The sequence below is a fragment of the Microbacterium sp. genome, assembly GCF_030149085.1.
In the GTDB taxonomy this organism is placed as follows: Bacteria; Actinomycetota; Actinomycetes; order Actinomycetales; family Microbacteriaceae; genus Microbacterium.
This window is the reverse complement of the sequence record NZ_JASBSF010000267.1, coordinates 1-17,987: the sequence shown is the minus strand read 5'-3', so window position 1 is coordinate 17,987 and position 17,987 is coordinate 1. Positions and strand designations below refer to the sequence as shown.

At 66.0% G+C, this 17,987-nt stretch carries 18 protein-coding genes; 14 read left to right on the top strand and 4 right to left on the bottom strand.

The window, feature by feature from the left end; all coding sequences use genetic code 11:
* From uvrB to Q1V87_RS10855, 3 genes are all read left to right on the top strand, one after another.
* Positions 1 to 1,566: excinuclease ABC subunit UvrB (uvrB, locus tag Q1V87_RS10865; RefSeq protein ID WP_300592551.1), on the top strand; the 1,566-nt coding region annotated here is incomplete at its 5' end.
* A 10-nt stretch (positions 1,567 to 1,576) separates the two neighbouring features.
* Entirely contained in the window at positions 1,577 to 2,002 is a 426-nt protein-coding gene (locus Q1V87_RS10860; protein ID WP_300592550.1) for a VOC family protein, read from the top strand.
* Positions 1,999 to 2,235 (top strand): hypothetical protein, encoded by a 237-nt coding sequence (locus Q1V87_RS10855; protein ID WP_300592547.1) that lies wholly within the window; start codon positions 1,999 to 2,001, stop codon positions 2,233 to 2,235. Before Q1V87_RS10860 ends, Q1V87_RS10855 begins: the two co-directional genes overlap by 4 nt.
* 315 nt (positions 2,236 to 2,550) lie before the next feature.
* On the opposite strand, the gene Q1V87_RS10850 is transcribed toward Q1V87_RS10855, so the two are convergent.
* Positions 2,551 to 2,997, bottom strand: coding sequence for a MarR family transcriptional regulator (locus tag Q1V87_RS10850; RefSeq protein ID WP_300592544.1), 447 nt, complete (start codon positions 2,995 to 2,997; stop codon positions 2,551 to 2,553).
* A gap of 31 nt (positions 2,998 to 3,028) precedes the next feature.
* Here Q1V87_RS10850 and Q1V87_RS10845 point away from each other — a divergent pair, with 31 nt between their 5' ends.
* The 11 genes from Q1V87_RS10845 (at position 3,029) to Q1V87_RS10795 (ending at position 14,953) form a co-directional block, all read left to right on the top strand.
* A complete protein-coding gene (locus Q1V87_RS10845) occupies positions 3,029 to 3,277 on the top strand; it encodes a hypothetical protein (RefSeq protein WP_300592557.1) in 249 nt (82 codons plus the stop codon).
* 84 nt (positions 3,278 to 3,361) lie between these two features.
* Positions 3,362 to 6,268 carry an excinuclease ABC subunit UvrA gene (uvrA, locus tag Q1V87_RS10840; RefSeq protein WP_300592541.1) on the top strand — a complete coding sequence of 969 codons (2,907 nt, stop codon included), beginning with the start codon at positions 3,362 to 3,364 and terminating at the stop codon, positions 6,266 to 6,268.
* Between the two features lie 2 nt (positions 6,269 to 6,270).
* Complete coding sequence (gene uvrC / locus Q1V87_RS10835) at positions 6,271 to 8,229, top strand: excinuclease ABC subunit UvrC (protein WP_300592538.1); 1,959 nt, start codon at positions 6,271 to 6,273, stop codon at positions 8,227 to 8,229.
* Between the two features lie 71 nt (positions 8,230 to 8,300).
* Positions 8,301 to 9,179, top strand: a complete 879-nt coding sequence (gene rapZ, locus Q1V87_RS10830) for an RNase adapter RapZ (RefSeq protein ID WP_300592554.1) — start codon at positions 8,301 to 8,303, stop codon at positions 9,177 to 9,179.
* Positions 9,180 to 9,274: 95 nt separating this feature from the next.
* A complete protein-coding gene (whiA, locus tag Q1V87_RS10825) occupies positions 9,275 to 10,252 on the top strand; it encodes a DNA-binding protein WhiA (RefSeq protein WP_292711304.1) in 978 nt (325 codons plus the stop codon).
* 148 nt (positions 10,253 to 10,400) lie between these two features.
* Positions 10,401 to 11,027 carry a superoxide dismutase gene (locus Q1V87_RS10820; protein WP_292711307.1) on the top strand — a complete coding sequence of 209 codons (627 nt, stop codon included), beginning with the start codon at positions 10,401 to 10,403 and terminating at the stop codon, positions 11,025 to 11,027.
* Positions 11,028 to 11,179: 152 nt separating this feature from the next.
* Complete coding sequence (gene gap, locus Q1V87_RS10815) at positions 11,180 to 12,190, top strand: type I glyceraldehyde-3-phosphate dehydrogenase (protein WP_300592534.1); 1,011 nt, start codon at positions 11,180 to 11,182, stop codon at positions 12,188 to 12,190.
* Between the two features lie 22 nt (positions 12,191 to 12,212).
* On the top strand, positions 12,213 to 13,430 hold the full coding sequence (locus tag Q1V87_RS10810) for a phosphoglycerate kinase (RefSeq protein ID WP_300592531.1): 1,218 nt from the start codon (positions 12,213 to 12,215) through the stop codon (positions 13,428 to 13,430).
* Positions 13,418 to 14,206, top strand: a complete 789-nt coding sequence (gene tpiA / locus Q1V87_RS10805) for a triose-phosphate isomerase (protein ID WP_300592528.1) — start codon at positions 13,418 to 13,420, stop codon at positions 14,204 to 14,206. Before Q1V87_RS10810 ends, tpiA begins: the two co-directional genes overlap by 13 nt.
* A 145-nt stretch (positions 14,207 to 14,351) precedes the next feature.
* A complete protein-coding gene (gene secG, locus Q1V87_RS10800) occupies positions 14,352 to 14,600 on the top strand; it encodes a preprotein translocase subunit SecG (RefSeq protein WP_292711318.1) in 249 nt (82 codons plus the stop codon).
* Positions 14,600 to 14,953, top strand: a complete 354-nt coding sequence (locus tag Q1V87_RS10795; protein WP_300592525.1) for an RNA polymerase-binding protein RbpA — start codon at positions 14,600 to 14,602, stop codon at positions 14,951 to 14,953. Before secG ends, Q1V87_RS10795 begins: the two co-directional genes overlap by 1 nt.
* Before the next feature lie 78 nt (positions 14,954 to 15,031).
* Here Q1V87_RS10795 and pgl read toward each other — a convergent pair whose 3' ends face one another.
* From pgl to zwf, 3 genes are all read right to left on the bottom strand, one after another.
* Complete coding sequence (pgl, locus tag Q1V87_RS10790) at positions 15,032 to 15,811, bottom strand: 6-phosphogluconolactonase (protein ID WP_300592522.1); 780 nt, start codon at positions 15,809 to 15,811, stop codon at positions 15,032 to 15,034.
* 7 nt (positions 15,812 to 15,818) lie between these two features.
* The gene (locus Q1V87_RS10785; RefSeq protein ID WP_300592519.1) at positions 15,819 to 16,751 is read right to left on the bottom strand and encodes a glucose-6-phosphate dehydrogenase assembly protein OpcA; all 933 of its coding nucleotides are present in this window, start codon (positions 16,749 to 16,751) and stop codon (positions 15,819 to 15,821) included.
* The coding region (gene zwf, locus Q1V87_RS10780; protein WP_300592517.1) for a glucose-6-phosphate dehydrogenase at positions 16,748 to 17,987 on the bottom strand (1,240 nt) is incomplete at its 5' end. The genes zwf and Q1V87_RS10785, both read right to left, overlap by 4 nt.

The window sequence follows — 17,987 nt, the reverse complement described above, 5'->3', positions numbered from 1 at the left end:
GACCGCGACGCCCTCATCCGCAAGTTCATCGCGATGCAGTACAACCGCAACGACGTCGACTTTTCGCGCGGCAACTTCCGGGTCCGCGGCGACACGATCGAGATCATCCCGGTCTATGAGGAATACGCGATCCGCATCGAGTTGTTCGGCGATGAGATCGAGGCGCTGTACCTGCTGCATCCGCTCACGGGCGATGTCATCCAGAAGATGGATTCGGTGCCGATCTTTCCCGCCTCGCACTATGTGGCAGGAACCGAGACCGTGCAGCGTGCGATCGGCACGATCGAAGTTGAGCTCGCGTCACGGCTGAAGGAACTCGAGTCCCAGCAGAAGCTGCTCGAGGCCCAGCGCCTGCGGATGCGCACCACCTTCGACCTCGAGATGCTGCAGCAGCTGGGCTTCTGCTCGGGCATCGAGAACTATTCACGGCACCTCGACGGTCGCCAGCCGGGGGAGCCGCCTCATACCCTGCTCGACTTCTTTCCCGACGACTTCCTCCTCGTGATCGACGAGTCGCACGTCACCGTGCCGCAGATCGGGGCAATGTACGAGGGGGATGCCTCACGCAAGCGCACCCTCGTGGATCACGGCTTCCGCCTGCCGTCAGCGCTCGATAACCGGCCGCTGCGCTTCGACGAGTTCAAGAACCGGGTCGGGCAGACCGTCTACCTATCCGCCACTCCCGGGCGGTACGAGATGGGGATCGCTGACGGTGTCGTCGAGCAGATCATCCGCCCCACCGGGCTCGTGGACCCCGAGATCGTGGTCAAGCCGTCGAAGGGCCAGATCGACGACTTGCTCGAGGAGATCCGCATTCGTGTCGAGCGTGACGAGCGCGTGCTCGTGACGACCCTCACGAAGAAGATGGCCGAGGAACTCACCGACTTCCTCGGCGAGCACGGCGTGCGGGTGCGCTACCTCCACTCGGATGTCGACACCCTTCGCCGCGTCGAGCTGCTCAGTGGGCTGCGCGCCGGCGTCTACGACGTCCTGGTCGGCATCAATCTCCTTCGTGAAGGCCTGGACCTTCCGGAGGTGTCGCTCGTGTCGATCCTGGATGCCGACAAAGAAGGGTTCCTGCGGTCGGGAACCTCCCTCATTCAGACGATCGGTCGGGCTGCCCGAAACGTGTCGGGGCAGGTGCACATGTACGCCGACACGATCACCGACTCGATGCGCGCGGCGATCGACGAGACCGACCGTCGTCGCGAGAAGCAGGTTGCCTACAACAAGGAACACGGCATCGACCCGCAGCCGCTGCGCAAGAAGATCGCCGACATCACCGATGCCCTGATTCGAGAGGGCGCCGACACGAAGGCGATGCTGAACCGCAAGGATGCCGCGGCATCCAAGAACGGCAAGGGCAAGAGCCCCACGCCGAACCTGCGCCGCGAGGGGATCGCAGCCGAGGGTGCGACGCAGCTCGAGGCGATGATCGGAGATCTCTCCGACCAGATGCTCGCCGCGGCCGGGGAGCTGAAGTTCGAGCTTGCCGCACGCCTGCGCGATGAACTGCAGGACCTGAAGAAGGAACTGCGGGCCATGGAACGCGCCGGCCACGCATAGCGGAGGACACATGGAACAGCGCCTGAGCCTTATCACCCTCGGCGTCACCGACCTCGAGCGTGCCATCGCGTTCTACCGCGGGCTGGGGTGGGAACCGCATCCGGGTTCGGTTCCCGGCGTCGTGGCCTTCTACCAGCTCGACGGCTTCGCGTTCGCGCTTTGGAGCCGCGCCGAACTCGCTGCGGACTCGATGGTCGACGACAGCGGCGGATGGGGCGGCGTAACTCTCGCCCACAACGTGCGGTCGCCCGCCGAGGTCGATGCCGTTCTGGTCGCCGCGGATGCCGCGGGCGCTCGCATCGGTCGATCCGGGGCTCCCACACCGTGGGGAGGCTACTCGGGTGTCTTTATCGATCCCGATGGGCATCCGTGGGAGGTCGCACACAACCCGGGCTGGCCGCTCGATGACCGAGGCCATGTCACGATCGGACCATGATGTTCACCGACCCGCAGGTGATCCTCTTCGTCGCCGACTGCGAGCGCGCCGCGCGGTTCTATGGCGCGTTCGGTTTCGTCGAGACCTTTCGCGGCGGCGGCGATCCTCCGGTGAAGATCGAGATGCTGCTGGGTGGCTTCTCGCTCGGCCTCGCGCTGCCAGGGCCGGCAGCGGAGCGCACGGGATCGAGCCGGTCACGACGGGGCATCGCGCCGTCATCACCTCTGGACTGACGATCTCGACGCCGCCCGCGCCCTGGCGCTCGCATCCGGAGGTCTCAACCCGGGCGACCCACATGAGTTTCTTGGCGGTGCACTCCGGGTCACCTTCGTCGAAGACCCCGACGGGCATCCAGTGCAACTCGTCCAGCGCATCCGCTGGCCCTCAGCCGCCGACCGATCGACCCGCTGGCCTGTCGCAACGGCGCATGCTTGGGGCGACGCGCCGAGGTCGGGGGTTGAGTTCTCGGCGTGTCGGGGAGATTGCGCGCCGTTGCGACCGTCCGGATCGGTGCGGCATCCTGGCCCCGCCGGGTCGGGGCGGATGCCTCAGCCAGCGAGGTGCGGCATCCTGCCAGCGAACGGCTGCAAACCGTCACGCAGCTCTTTGAGCTGTTCGACCCCCAGTCCCGTCACCGCCATGATGCGTCGTGGCACCTCGAGTGCCTGCTCGCGTAAAGCCTGTCCCTCAGGGGTCAAGCCGATGTCGAGAACGCGCTCGTCCTCTGGCCGCCGGGTGCGTGTCACGCGACCCTGGCCTTCGAGCCGCTTGACGAGGGGGGAGAGGGTTGCGGGCTCCATAGCGAGTTCCTCGGCGAGCTCGCCCAGTGATCTGGGTGATTGCTCCCACAGCGCGAGCATCACGAGGTACTGCGGATGCGTCAGCCCGAGCGGCTCGAGGATCGGTCGGTAGATCGACACGACGTTCCGCGCTGCCGTCACCAGCGCGAAGCACACCTGGTTGTCGAGCTTCAGCAGATCTTCCTCGTCGGACATGTGGCCAGTCTATCAATTAGTTAGTACACTAATAATCGTGACACGAACGAATGAGGTGCCTAAGCGACCGCTCCGTGAGCGGGTGCGCGATGCAGGCGGCTGGTACACCTGGTTCAACACGAACCTCATCCGCGTCGCGGGACCCGCGCAGGTGAGTCGGCTCGAGCCGGAACCGTCCGCACAGGAGCGCGCCGAGCGCGCGTGCCCGCTGTGCCATCAGCCCATGAATCGCCACACGTTCGATCGTTCCGGCGACAAGCCCCTCATGCACTGCCCCTGACGGGTCCAACTCACGAACCGGGCGTTCGGTACGCCGGAAGCGCACTCCGGAGCCGATGTCGGAGGCCACACCTACACTTGACGGGTGCCCATCGTCTCCGTCTCTTCGCATGCCCACAGCAGTGGAACACTGAGTGTTCGCGGCGCCCGCGTCCATAACCTCAAGGACGTCGATCTCGACATCCCGCGCGACTCACTGGTCGTGTTCACGGGGCTGTCGGGGTCCGGAAAATCGAGCCTTGCGTTCGACACGATCTTCGCCGAGGGGCAACGTCGCTATATCGAGTCGCTGAGCTCCTACGCGCGCCAGTTCCTGGGTCAGGTCGACCGGCCTGACGTCGATTTCATCGAGGGGCTCAGCCCCGCCGTCTCGATCGATCAGAAGTCCACCAACCGCAACCCGCGTTCGACGGTCGGCACGATCACCGAGATCCACGACTACATGCGTCTGCTGTGGGCGCGTATCGGGGTCCCGCACTGCCCCGAGTGCGGTGCGCAGATCCAGCGCCAAACCGTCCAGCAGATCGCCGACCAGCTCATGGAGCTGCCCGAGCGCACGCGATACCAGATCGTCGCGCCCGTGGTGAGCCAGAAAAAGGGGGAGTTCGTCGACCTGTTCAAAGAGCTCTCTGCGAAGGGCTACGCCCGTGCCGTGGTCGACGGCGACCTCATCCAGCTTGCCGAGCCCCCCACCCTCAAGAAGAGCTACAAGCACGACATCGCGGTAGTCGTCGACCGCCTCGTCGCTGGCCCCGACATCCTCAGCCGCGTCACGGACTCGGTCGAGACCGCGCTCGGCCTTGCCGGCGGCATCATGCAGGTCAACTTCGTCGACGAGGAGGGCGACGACGCGTGGCAGTCGTTCAGCGAGAAGCTCTCGTGCCCGAACGGTCACCCGTTGCAGCTGACCGAGATCGAGCCGCGGACGTTCTCATTCAACGCCCCGTTCGGCGCCTGCCCGACGTGTTCTGGCCTCGGTACACGGATGTCAGTGGATGTCGAGCTCATGCTGGGCGACCCCGAGCTTTCGATCCGCGAGGGCGTCCTCATCCCGTGGACGACGCAGGGCAAGGGGCTGTTCCAGTACTACGAGCGCCTCCTCGAAGGCCTGTCTGATGACCTCGATTTTTCGCTGGACACCCCCTGGCGGGACCTGACGGCCGAGGTTCAGAACGCGGTCCTGCACGGCGAGAACTTCAAGGTCAACGTCAAGTGGAAGAACCGCTACGGCCGTGAGATGCGGTACACGTCCGGGTTCGAGGGCGTCGTGCCCTACATCGAGCGCCAGTACGTGCAGGCCGAGTCAGACACGCAGCGCCAGCGCTGGTCGGAGTACCTGCGCGAAGTGCCGTGCCCCGCCTGCAATGGCGACCGCCTCAAGCCCGAGGTGCTCGCAGTTCTGGTGCACGGGCACTCGATCGCGGATGCCTCACGCCTGAGCCTTGCTGACGCGCAGCAGTACTTCGCGAATCTTGAACTCACCGAGCGTGAGGCGATGATCGCCGCCGCGGTGCTCCGCGAGATCCGCGCGCGCCTGGAGTTCCTTATCCAGGTCGGGCTGAACTATCTGAACCTCAGCCGTTCGGCCGGTTCGCTCTCGGGCGGCGAGGCGCAACGCATCCGTCTCGCTACCCAGATCGGATCGGGACTGACCGGCGTGCTCTACGTGCTCGACGAACCGTCGATCGGCCTGCATCAGCGCGACAACCGTCGCCTCATCGAGACGCTCCTGAAGCTCAAGGGCCTCGGTAACACGCTCATCGTCGTCGAACACGACGAAGAAACGATCCACGCCGCTGACTGGATCGTCGACATCGGTCCCCGTGCCGGCGTCGACGGTGGCCACGTTGTGCACTCCGGGCCCCTGGCCGAGCTCCTCGCCGACTCCGACTCGATCACCGGCGACTACCTTGCTGGCCGCCGCAGCATCCCGACGCCGCGCAAGCGCCGCAAGATCGACAAGAAGCGGATGCTGGAAGTCGTCGGCGCCCGCGAGAACAACCTCAAGCAGGTCAGTGCCCAGTTCCCGCTCGGTGTCCTCACAGCGGTGACGGGTGTGAGCGGTTCGGGCAAGTCTTCGCTCGTGAACGACATCCTGTATCAGGTGCTCGCCGCGAGGCTCAACGGAGCACGAACGGTGCCCGGCAAGCACACGCGCGTCACGGGTCTCGACAACCTCGACAAGGTCGTGCACGTCGACCAGGCCCCGATCGGGCGCACACCGCGCTCGAACCCGGCCACCTACACCGGTGTCTTCGACCGTATCCGCACCCTCTTCAGCGAGACTCCGGAAGCCAAGGCGCGCGGCTACCAGCCTGGCCGCTTCAGCTTCAACGTGAAGGGCGGACGCTGCGAGGCGTGCTCGGGCGACGGCACCATCAAGATCGAGATGAACTTCTTGCCAGATGTTTATGTGGACTGCGAGGTCTGCCACGGCAAGCGCTACAACCGCGACACGCTCGCGGTTCACTACAAGGGCAAGAACATCGCTGAGGTCCTCGAGATGCCGATCGCCGAGGCAGCTGAGTTCTTCGAGCCGATCCAGGCCATCCATCGGTATATGAAGACCCTGGTCGACGTCGGCCTCGGCTACGGGCGGCTCGGCCAGTCAGCAACCACGCTGTCCGGTGGTGAGGCGCAGCGCGTGAAGCTCGCGACCGAACTGCAGCGGCGGAGCAACGGACGCAGCATCTACGTGCTCGACGAGCCCACCACGGGCCTGCACTTCGAAGACGTGCGTCGCCTTCTGGAGGTCCTGAACGGCCTGGTCGACAAGGGCAACACGGTGATCGTGATCGAGCACAACCTCGATGTGATCAAGTCGGCCGACTGGATCATCGATCTGGGCCCCGAAGGCGGTTCGGGCGGCGGCGAGATCATCGCCACCGGAACGCCGGAGCAGGTTGCGGCGGTTCCCGAGAGCTACACCGGACAGTTCCTGGCCGAGCTTTTCGACGCCCACGACGCGCCGGCGGCCCGCAAGGCGGGTTGAGCGTGGCCCGCGCCACCCACCCCCAGCTCGCCTACCGGCCGGCGCCGGGGGAGATCCCGACCAATCCGGGCGTGTATCGGTTCCGCGACGACGCCGGCCGCATCCTTTACGTCGGCAAGGCGAAGAACCTGCGGGCCAGGCTCTCGAACTACTTCGCGCCGTTACACACTCTCCACGAGCGCACCAGACGGATGGTCACCACGGCCACCGGCGTCGAGTGGACGGTGGTCGGCAGCGACGTCGAGGCACTGCAACTGGAGTACATGTGGATCCAGGAGTTCTCGCCGCCGTTTAACGTGCGGTACAAGGATGACAAGTCCTATCCGTACATGGCAGTGACCCTCGCCGATGAAGCTCCGAGGGTCATGGTGACGCGAAACCACAAGATCCGCGGCGCGAAGTACTTCGGTCCGTATCCCAAGGTGTGGGCGGTGCATGAGGTCATCGACCTCATGATCAAGGTGTTCCCGATTCGCACCTGCAGCGACTCGTCATACAAGCGAGCGATGGCCACCGGTCGCCCCTGCTTCCCCGGCCAGATCGGCCGCTGTGGCGGACCGTGCTCGGGCCGCGTGACGATCGAGGAGCACCGCGCGATTGTCGACGACTTCGTCGCGTTCATGTCCGGTGGTGATCAGCGCTTCACCCGGCAGCTGACGGCCCGGATGAAGGAAGCGTCAGCAGCGATGGACTACGAGTCTGCAGCGGTCTTTCGCGACCGGCTCCAGGCCATCGAGGCGGTGCTCAACAAGAGTGCGCTCGTGCTGCCCGATGACACGGATGCCGACCTGTTCGGCATTGCGGAGGACGAACTCGCCGCCGCCGTGCAGCACTTCGTCATCCGCGGCGGGCGCGTGCGTGGAGTGCGGGCAACGACGATCGAGAAGGAACTGGACATCAGCGGGGGAGAGCTCGTCGACCAGATCCTGCAGCGGACCTACGGTCCCTCGGGCCGTGCCGACATCCCCAAGCAGGTGCTCGTTCCCGCGCTTCCTGACGACGCCGCGGAACTAGAGGCTTGGCTTCGCGAGAAGCGTGGCACAAACGTCACGATTCAGATCGCGCAGCGCGGCGCGAAGGCCGACCTCATGAAGAACGCAGCGCTCAACGCGCAACAGGCGCTTCTGCTGCACAAGACACGGCGCACGAGCGACTATGTCGCGCGTTCTCAGGCGCTGACCGATCTGCAGGAGGCGCTGGGTCTCGACGAAGCGCCGCTGCGGATCGAGTGCTATGACGTCTCGCACCTCAGCGGCACGAATGTGGTGGCCTCCATGGTCGTGTTCGAAGACGGGCTGCCACGCAAGGACCAGTACCGAAGCTTCGGTGTTGCGCAGACCACCGACGACACCGACTCGCTCTATCAAGTGCTCATGCGCCGACTTGCATATATCGACGACGAGCGGGATGCGGCGCCTGACACCGAAACCGCGACGGGCGAGACGGATGCCGCGACCGAGCCATCCGTCAGCTCGGATCCGACCGCCGAGGGTACCGTCGTGACGGCCCGCAGCCGCCCCCGCTTCGCCTACCGCCCACAGCTGCTCGTCGTCGACGGCGGCAAGCCACAGGTCAACGCCGCGGCACGGGCGCTAGCCGACGCGGGCCATTCCGAGATCGCTCTGTGCGGCATCGCCAAGCGTCTCGAGGAGGTGTGGCTCCCCGGAGAGGACTATCCGGTGATCCTGCCGCGCACCAGCGAGGCGCTGTACCTCCTGCAGCGGTTGCGCGACGAAGCCCACCGCTTCGCTATCACCAAGCAGCGAGGAAGGCGCAAGCGCGACATCCAGACCGTGCTCGCCGAGATCCCCGGGCTCGGCGATGCCCGTATCCGGGCGTTGCTTCGCCACTTCGGATCGGTCACCGCGCTCAAGAACGCAACGCCCGAGGAGATTCAGGAACTTCCCGGCGTCGGCCCGAAGCTTGCCGCCACGATCCACGCGCACCTGGCGAGTCGATAGGCTGGCCGTGCTCGGGAGGCCCGGTGCCTGACGAGCCCGCAGACCGCGCCACCACAGGACGAGAGGTCCCGATGGACCAGACGACAGCCACAACGAGTGATGTGCTCATCCTGACCGGAATGTCCGGCGCCGGGCGCTCAACTGCTGCAAACGCCCTCGAAGACCTCGGCTGGTATGTCGTCGACAACCTGCCACCGCAGATGCTCAAGCCGATGCTCGAGTTGTCCGAGATCGCGGCATCCGCGCTGCCGAAAGTCGCCGCCGTCGTCGACGTTCGCGGCCGGGACCTGTTCACCGCCCTTCCGGCCGAGGTCGGGGAGTTGCGCTCGCGCCGCAACGTGCGGATCGTCTTCCTCGACGCCTCAGACGATGTGCTCGTGCGGCGATTCGAAGCCGTGCGACGCCCGCATCCCCTTCAGGGCGAAGGCACTCTCATCGACGGCATCCGCACCGAGCGAGATCGGCTCTCGGAGATTCGGGAACGCGCCGACATCGTTGTGGACACGACCTCGCTGAACGTGCACCAACTCGCGACGCGGATCTTCGAGCTCTTCTCGGATGAGGGCGCAGCTCGCCACATGCTCACGATCATGAGCTTCGGCTTCAAATACGGTTTGCCGACGGATGCCGACATGGTCGCCGACATGCGGTTTCTACCCAATCCGTACTGGGACCCCTCGCTTCGTGCTTTCACGGGGCAGGACCCGCAGGTGCGTGAGTACGTGCTCGCCCAGCCCGGTGCCCGGGAGTTTGTGGATGCGTACGCCGCAGCCCTCCAGCCCGTGCTGCAGGGCTATCAGCGGGAGAACAAGCGGCATTCGGTCGTCGCTGTCGGCTGCACGGGAGGCAAGCACCGCTCGGTCGTGGTGGTCGAAGAACTCGCCCGGCGACTGGCCGACGAGGCAGGGGTCGCCGTGCGTGTGAAGCACCGCGACCTCGGCCGAGAGTAGCGCCGAACCAGGAGACAGCCGAGAATTCGAGGGGTGCGCCCGAGTAGGCTAGAGCGTCATCCGCCGGCCGTGCCGGCACCCTCGAAAGGAGCCCCGTGTCGCTGACGGCCGATGTCAAAGCAGAGCTCATCGCAGTCCGGGATCCGCTTCCCAGCGCCCGGGTCGCTGAGTTGACATCACTGCTCCGCTTCGCCGGAGGCCTCCACTCCATCGCCAACCGCGTCGCTGTCGAGGCCGAGGTCGACTCGGAGGCGCTTGCTCGGCGGGTCGCCCGAGAGCTCATGGAGATCTACGGCGTCCGGCCCGAGATCGTCCAGACGCAGGGATCCGGTTCGCGGGCAGGGGCCCTCTTCGCGGTGCGCGTCATCGACGGGGGAGAGACGCTTGCTCGTCAAACCGGCCTGCTCGACCAGCGGCGCCGGCCCGTGCGGGGTCTTCCCAACAAGCTCACGACGGGTTCGCGCGGCGACCTCGCCGCCGTATGGCGCGGCGCATTCCTGGGCGCCGGCGCCCTGACCGACCCCGGACGATCCGCGTCGCTGGATGTGCTGTGCCCCTCCTCGGAAGCGGCGATGGCCCTGGTCGGGGCAGCGCACCGTCTCGGCATCGGCGCGAAGGCGCGCGAGGTGCGCGGTGCACCGCGCGTTGTCGTACGCGAAGGGGATGCCATCCGCACGGCACTGGCCGTCATGGGTGCACGCCAGGTCGCTGCACACTGGGACGAGATGCGTCAGCGTCGGGAGGTTCGCGCCGGCGTCAACCGGCTCGTGAACTTCGACGACGCGAACCTGCGTCGCTCGGCTCAGGCCGCGGTGGCCGCGTGTGCACGCGTGGAGCGAGCGCTCGAGATCCTCGGTGAAGACATCCCGGATCACCTGCGCGAGGCCGGTGATCTGCGGCTCGCGCACCGCGACGCGAGTCTCGACGAGCTGGGTCACCACGCCGATCCGCCGCTCACAAAGGACGCCGTGGCCGGCCGCATCCGTCGCCTTCTCGCGATGGCCGACAAGAAGGCGGCAGCCGAGGGCATTCCCGGAACGGAATCCGCCGTTCCTGCCAGCGCCCTGGACTGAGTCAGCCGCTAGGTGACCGCGACGTAACGGCTGTTGTCTTCTCGCGCAAGACCCGCCGAGTGGGTGCTCCGCCTCACTAGGATGGCAACTGTCACCCCAGCGACGCCGGGGCATTCCTGGCGCCGCGACGACAGGAAGAGAAGAGCATATGGCCACCTACACCCTGCCTGACCTCCCGTACGACTACGCGGCTCTCGAGCCGCACATCAGTGCGACGATCATGCAGCTGCACCACGACAAGCACCACCAGGCGTACGTGACGGGCGCCAACACCGCTCTGGAGCAGCTTGCCGAGGCCCGCGAGACCGGGAACCTCGCCAACGTCAACAAGCTCGAGAAGGACCTCTCGTTCAACCTCGGTGGTCACACCAACCACTCGATCTTCTGGACGAACATGTCGCCCGATGGCGGCGACAAGCCCACGGGCGAGCTCGCTGCAGCAATCGACGAGTACTTCGGCTCCTTCGACAAGTTCCAGGCTCACTTCACCGCTGCCGCTCTCGGCGTGCAAGGCTCGGGCTGGGCGGCGCTGTTCTGGGATTCGATCGGTGAGCGCCTCATCATCCAGCAGATCTTCGACCAGCAGGGCCAGCTCGCCGCCGCCAGCGTGCCGCTGCTCATGCTCGACGTGTGGGAGCACGCGTACTACCTCGACTACAAGAACGTCCGCGCTGACTACGTGAAGGCGTTCTGGAACATCGTGAACTGGCAAAACGTCCAGGACCGCTTTGTCACGGCTCGTGAGAAGACGGCAGGTCTGCTGCTAGGGTCATGATCAGGTGAGGATGCCGCGGAGCCCTCGCCCGCTCGGGGGCTCCGGCAGCCTCATTTGTCTGCTGGCACACACCACAAATGACACCCCTCTCCGGGTCGTCGATCCGGAGCTGACCCCCGGCGCTTCGGCGCGATAAGAATCAGGGAGACACCGTGTCTGTCAAGATCGGTATCAACGGCTTCGGCCGTATCGGACGCAACTACCTCCGCGCAGCTCTGGAGCAGGGCGCGGACCTCGACATCGTGGCGGTGAACGACCTCACCGACAACAAGACGCTCGCCCACCTCCTCAAGTACGACTCGGTCGGCGGACGGCTGGGCGAAGAGGTTTCGTACACCGAGGACTCCATCACCGTCGGTGGCAAGAGCATCAAGGTCTTCGAAGAGCGCGACCCCGCGAACCTCCCGTGGGGCGAGCTGGGCGTCGACATCGTGATCGAGTCGACCGGCCGCTTCACCAAGGCGGCTGACGCCAGCAAGCACATTGCCGGCGGCGCGAAGAAGGTCCTCATCTCGGCACCCGGCACGGATGTCGACGGAACCTTCGTCATGGGCGTGAACGACGGCGAGTACGACCCCGCCACGATGCACGTCATCTCCAACGCCTCGTGCACCACCAACTGCCTGGCGCCCCTCGCGAAGGTCTTCAACGACAACTTCGGCATCGAGCGCGGTTTCATGATGACCGCTCACGCGTACACCGCTGACCAGAACCTGCAGGATGGCCCCCACGGCGATCTGCACCGTGCTCGCGCTGCCGCGCTGAACATCGTGCCGGCTGCCACCGGTGCTGCCAAGGCCATCGGCCTCGTGCTGCCCGAGCTCAACGGCAAGCTGAGTGGTTCGTCGTACCGCGTTCCGGTTCCCACCGGTTCGATCGTGGACCTCACGATCATCACGCCGGCCGAGGGCCTCACCAAGGAGACCATCAACGCCGCCTACGAGAAGGCTGCTGCCGAGGGCGCTCTGGCTGGCTACCTGAAGTACAACACCGACGCGATCGTCTCGACCGACATCGTTCACGACCCGCACTCGTCGGTGTTCGACGCAGGCCAGACCAACGTCAGCGGCAACCTCGTCAAGGTTTCGGCCTGGTACGACAACGAGTGGGGTTACTCCAACCGCCTCGTCGACCTCACCGAGCTCGTCGCCAGCAAGCTCTGAGCCTCGGCATCCGGTAACAGACATGGCTCTGCGCACCCTCGATTCGTTGGGTTCGCTGGCCGGCAAGCGCGTCATCGTCCGTTGTGACCTCAATGTTCCGTTGAAAGACGGCGTCATAACGGACGATGGCCGCGTGCGGGCCTCCGTTCCCACACTCAACGCCCTCATCAACCAGGGAGCGCGCCTCGTCGTGTGCTCGCACCTGGGACGCCCCGATGGGGCACCCGACCCGAAGTACAGCCTCGAGCCGGTGGCTCAGCGCCTCTCGGAGTTGCTCGGCAAGCCCGTCGCGTTCGCGCGTGACACCGTGGGTGAGTCGGCTCACGACGCCGTCGCCGCGCTGGAAGACGGCGATGTCGCGGTCATCGAGAACCTGCGATTCAACGCGGGGGAGACGGCGAAGGATGCCGAGATTCGCGGCGCGTTCGCCCGCGAGCTCGCATCCCTCGGCGACGCCCTGGTGTCGGACGGCTTCGGTGTCGTGCACCGCAAGCAGGCGAGCGTGTACGACCTCGCCGAGATCCTGCCGTCTGCGGCGGGCTTCCTGATCGAGAAGGAGGTCGACGTCCTCGACCGCCTCACCGAGAAGCCCGAGCGACACTACACGGTCGTGCTCGGCGGCTCGAAGGTCAGCGACAAGCTCGGCGTCATCGAGCACCTGCTCCCGCGGGTCGATCGCATCCTGGTCGGTGGCGGCATGCTGTTCACGTTCCTCAAGGCCCAGGGCTACGAGGTCGGCAAGAGCCTGCTCGAAGAGGATCAGATCGACACTGTCACCCGGTACATGACGACGGCGCAGGAAAGCGGCGTTGAGATCGTGCTTCCGGTGGACGCCGTGATGGCTGCATCCTTCTGCGCCGACGCGGAGCACGTTGTCGCTCCCGCCGACTCGCTCGAGGAGACTCCATTCGGTGCGACGGGCCTGGGGCTGGACATCGGCCCCGACACGGCGAAGATCTTTGCCGACGCGATTCGCGCGAGCAAGACCGTGTTCTGGAACGGCCCCATGGGCGTGTTCGAGATGCCTGCCTTCGCCGCGGGAACCAAGGCCGTCGCACAGGCGCTGACCGAGGTGGACGGCCTCAGCGTCGTCGGCGGTGGCGACTCGGCGGCCGCCGTGCGTCAGCTCGGCTTCACGGACGACCAGTTCGGCCACATCTCCACCGGCGGTGGGGCAAGCCTCGAGTTCCTCGAAGGCAAGAAGCTACCCGGACTGGAGGTCCTCGGATGGGAGCAGTGAGAACACCGCTCATCGCCGGCAACTGGAAGATGAACCTCGACCACCTGCAGGCCGTTGCGTTCGTCCAGAAGTTGCACTGGACGCTGAAGGACGCCAAGCACGAGGACGGCTCGGTCGAGGTTGCGGTCTTCCCGCCCTTCACCGATCTGCGCACCGTGCAGACACTGCTGGATGCCGACAAGATCCCGTTCGCCCTCGGCGCGCAGGATCTGTCGCCGAAGGATTCGGGTGCGTACACCGGTGACATCTCGGGGGCGTTTCTTGCGAAGCTCGACGCGCGCTACGTGATCATCGGTCACTCTGAGCGTCGTGAATACCACCACGAGACCGACGAGGTCGTTGCCAGCAAGGTTCAGGCTGCGCTGCGACACGGTCTCGTGCCGGTCATCTGCGTCGGTGAGACCGCGGAGGACCTCGAGAAGTACGGCGCTAGCGCTGTGCCCGTAGGGCAGCTGAAGACCGCTCTTGCTGACGTGCCGGCTGACGCCGACATCGTTGTGGCGTACGAACCGGTCTGGGCGATCGGGTCCGGCCAGGCAGCTACTCCCGACCAGGCTCAGGATGTCTGCGCCAAGCTGCGCGCGGTCGTCGCCGAATCGTTGAGCGCAGACGCTGCCGAGCGCACTCGTGTGCTCTACGGCGGCTCGGTGAAGGCCGCGAACATCGCGAGCTTCATGCGCGAGCCGGATGTCGATGGCGCGCTGGTGGGTGGTGCGAGTCTTGTCGTGGATGAGTTCGCCGCCATCATCCGTTACCAGAAGCACGTCGGCGTCTGAGGTCGTTCCGACTACTGCTGTGGCTGGGCAGCCGGAGGACCGGTCGCCCAGCCACAGCGCGGCGGGCCGAGGCGAAGCGCGCGCCTCTTTCCGTATACTGGACGCTTGTGCGACGAGACACCGTCGCGACGAAAGGTTTCACGTCTTGGCGATTCTCGAACTGATCCTGCAGGTGATCCTCGGCATCACGAGCCTGCTGCTCACCCTGCTGATCCTGCTGCACAAGGGACGAGGCGGCGGCCTGTCCGACATGTTCGGCGGCGGAATGACCTCAGCTCTCGGATCGTCCGGTCTCGCTGAGCGCAACCTCAACCGATTCACCATCGTGCTGGCCCTCGTATGGTTCATCACCATCGTGGGACTTGGCCTCATTACGAAGTTCCAGGTGATCTGATGGCAACCGGCGGCAATGCAATCCGCGGCACCCGGGTGGGTGCCGGACCCATGGGCGAACAGGATCACGGCTATCACGCGGACCGTGTCACCGTCTCGTACTGGGATGCCCTAGGCAACGAGACCGTGCGTTACTTCGCGGCAGGCATCCCCGATGAGGAGATCCCCGAGACAATCGATTCGCCGCACTCCGGGCTTCCTGCGGGTCGCGACAAGGACAACCCGCCGCAGCTGGCGAAGGCCGAGCCGTACAAGACGCACCTTGCTTACGTGAAGGAGCGTCGCACGGAGGAGGAAGCCGATGCGCTCCTGGATGACGCGCTGAAGTCGCTGCGCGAGCGCCGCGGCCTCTGAGACTTTCCGCAGGGTTTTCCTGCACGAGAATGGCCCCGGTCTCCCGTGAGGGAGGACCGGGGCCATTGTCGTGAATGGTCAGTATTCCTGGTCGATCAGCTCCGGCGGAACTTGTTCGGCAGCCTCCCGGTCGACGAAGAACACGGTGCGTCGCCGTCCTTTCGCCCCGCCGGCGGGAACGCTCGTGTAGTTAGCGCCTGCAAGGGCAAGCCCGAGAGCTGCGGCCTTGTCGGGGCCGGACATGACCAGCCAGACGCGTTGCGACGTATTGATCACGGGGCGGGTGAAGGTCACGCGCTCGGGCGGGGGCTTGGGTGAATTCCGGACCGGGAGCACCGCGTGCTCGGTGTCACGGATCTCGGGGTGATCGGGAAACAGCGAGGCGATGTGCGCATCGGGACCGACCCCGAGAAAGCATATGTCGAACGAGGGCCAAGCGGGCCCGCCGGGCTGCCCGTAGCGCGCGAGCTCGGCCGCGTAGGCACGCGCCGCTTCGTCGAGGTCGACGCCGTCGTCGCTGGCGGCAACGCTGTGGATGTTGCCTGCCGGAATGTCCAACCGATCGAGGAGCGCCTCGCGCGCCTGCTTCTCGTTGCGCTCGGAGTCGTGGCGTGGGACGAATCGTTCGTCGCTCCACCAGAAGTGCACATTGTCGAAGCGGAGGCCCGCCAGCCGCGGGCTTGCCGCAGCAGCCTCGAGCACCGCGATGCCCATGGTTCCGCCGGTGAGCGAGACATGAACGGCGGGCTCGTCGGCCTGCTTCTCGATGCGCCGCAGGAACCGGTCTGCGACGTACTCAGCGAGCGCAGTCCGGTCGGGGCTGATGAGCACCCGCTTCTCGTTCGTGATCTCAGCCATCGGTCTCCTACGACTGTGCCGGGTCGAGCAGCGCCCAGCCCTCGGTGATCACTCGACCATACAAGAGGTCAGCATCGAGCCGGCGCAGCTCCTCGGCGAGGCATTCGCGCAATGTGCGGCGCGGCAGCACCAGGTCATGCTGCGGTTGCCCGGGCTGCGACAACCGAGCGATCGCGGCTGACGAACGCTCGAGCACGATGTCTCCGCTCGCGCGCGTCAGGCGGACAGACTTGATGCCGTCGCTCCACTCCTCGGGGGAGAGGTAGTGCCATTCCACCGGCACACCGAGGGTCAGTCGTAGCCAGGCGGCCAACAGTGCTGTCGATGGCGACGTGGCAGCGCCACGAACCTCCACCGCGGTGATCGGCTCGTAGGGCGGCTGGTCCAGCACGGCGGCGAGCTGCTCGCGCCAGTGCGTGAGGCGCGTCCAGGCGAGGTCGGTGTCACCCGGCGAGTAGCAGTCGCCGAGGTGAGCGACGCGCGTGGCCTCGAAGGGCACCGTGGAGGCATCCGTGATGCGTCGCTGTGCGATCCGACCGAGCGGGGAATGGGAGGGAGTCGCGGGCGGGTTGTCTGGCCACCACACGACGACTGGCGCGTCGGGCAGCAGCAGACCGGTGACGAGGCTCTCGACGTTGGATGCCGCAGCGCCGGAGGCGCGCAACACGACGACCTCGCTGGCACCGGCGTCGCCGCCCACGCGGATCTCGGCGTCAAGCTTCGGCTCACCCTCGGGGTCGAGGCGCAGGCTGATGACCCGCATGGGATGCTCGCGTGACGCGTCGTTGGCTGCCTCGATGCCGTCCTCGGTGCCGCCGTTGGTGGTCACGATGATGAGGGTGAGCACTCGTCCCAGTGCTACTGCACCACCCTCCTCACGCACGTCGATGAGTGCGCGAGAGATCTTGCTGACTGTCGTATCGGGAAGATCGACGATCATGGCCGCCTCCAGGTGCGTCCGTCGCGGGCAAGGAGCTGGTCTGCCGACTTCGGCCCCCACGACCCAGGTTCGTATTGGTCGAGCGGTCCGCCCTGCTGCGCCCAGAACTCCTCGACGGGGTCGAGGATCTTCCACGAGAGTTCGACCTCTTCGTGGCGGGGGAACAGCGGGGGGTCTCCGAGCAGGACGTCGAGAATTAGCCGCTCGTAGGCCTCGGGGCTGGCCTCGGTGAAGGCATGCCCGTAGCCGAAGTCCATCGTGACGTCGCGCACGTGCGTGCTCGCGCCGGGCACCTTCGAGCCGAAGCGGATCGTGACTCCCTCATCCGGTTGCACGCGGATGACGAGCGCGTTCTCACCGAGTCCGGATGTCTGCGACCGCGTGAACAGATGCTCAGGGGCGCGCTTGAACACCACGGCGATCTCGGTCACGCGGCGTCCGAGCCGCTTGCCGGTGCGCAGGTAGAAGGGCACGTCGGCCCAGCGGCGCGTGTTGATCTCGAGCTTCAACGCCGCATAAGTCTCGGTGGTCGAATCGGGCTTCATGCCGTCTTCGTCGAGGAATCCGGTGACGTGCTCGCCACCCTGCCAGCCGCCGGCGTACTGACCGCGCGCTGTCGCGAGTGACAGGTCTGCAGGAAGCGTGACGGCCGCGAGAACCTTCTCTTTCTCGGCACGCAGGTGGCTCGCGTCGAAGCTGATGGGCTCCTCCATGGCCGTCAGCGCAAGAAGCTGCAGCAGATGGTTCTGGATGACATCGCGCGCCGCCCCGATGCCGTCGTAGTAGCCGGCACGGCCGCCCACGCCGATGTCTTCGGCCATCGTGATCTGTACGTGGTCGACGTAGTTGCGGTTCCAGATGGGCTCGAAAAGCTCGTTCGCGAACCGCAGCGCGAGGATGTTCTGGACCGTCTCTTTGCCGAGGTAGTGGTCGATCCGGAAGATCGAGTCGGCCGGGAAGGTTGAGCGCAGTGCGTCGTTGAGCTCGCGGGCCGAGGCAAGGTCGTGACCGAACGGCTTTTCGATGACGACTCGGCGCCACCGTTCGGGCCGGTCGGCGGTGTCATCCACGAGCCCCGAGGTGCGCAGCTGACGAGCGACAACCGGAAAGTCCTTCGGGGGGATGGACAGGTAGAACGCATGGTTTCCCATGGTGCCGCGTTCTTCGTCGAGGCTCTGCACGGTCTCGCGCAGACGCGCGAAGGCGTCATCGTCGCCGAACTCGCCCGACACGAAT